The 505-nt window shown below is 57.6% G+C and carries 1 protein-coding gene and 1 pseudogene; one reads left to right on the top strand and one right to left on the bottom strand.

Annotation, left to right across the window (positions count from 1 at the left end):
- Window positions 1-31 precede the first annotated feature (31 nt).
- The gene (locus QP437_RS09730) at window positions 32-223 is read left to right on the top strand and encodes a Rop family plasmid primer RNA-binding protein (RefSeq protein WP_000165975.1); all 192 of its coding nucleotides are present in this window, start codon (window positions 32-34) and stop codon (window positions 221-223) included.
- Window positions 224-245: 22 nt separating this feature from the next.
- Here the strand turns inward: QP437_RS09730 and QP437_RS09725 are convergent.
- Window positions 246-505: pseudogene (locus QP437_RS09725) on the bottom strand (hypothetical protein); the annotation flags it as partial.

The following is a 505-nucleotide window of genomic DNA, read 5'->3' as shown; positions in this document are numbered from 1 at the left end:
GAACAGAACCCCCCCTTACACGGAGGCATCAGTGACCAAACAGGAAAAAACCGCCCTTAACATGGCCCGCTTCATCAGAGGCCAGACATTAACGCTGCTGGAGAAGCTCAACGAACTGGACGCGGATGAACAGGCAGACATCTGTGAATCGCTTCACGACCACGCCGATGAGCTTTACCGCAGTTGCCTCGCACGCTTCGGGGATGACGGTGAAAACCGCTGACACATGCAGCTCCCGGAGACGGTCACAGCTTGTCTGTGAGCGGATGCCGGGAGCAGACAAGCCCGCCAGGGCGCGTCAGGCCGTTGACCTTTGGGGTGTCGGGGCGAAGCCCTGACCCAGTCACGTAGCGATAGCGGAGTGTATACTGGCTTAACCATTCGGCATCAGTGCGGATTGTATGAAAAGTGCGCCATGTCCGGTGTGAAATGCCGCACAGATGCGTAAGGAGAAAATGCCAGTTCAGGCGCTCTTCCGCTTCCTCGCTCACTGACTCGCTACGCT

It is taken from the genome of Haemophilus sp. UMB1048 (assembly GCF_030218125.1).
Classification (GTDB): Bacteria; Pseudomonadota; Gammaproteobacteria; order Enterobacterales; family Pasteurellaceae; genus Haemophilus_D.
This window is presented reverse-complemented; position numbering and strand designations above follow the sequence as displayed.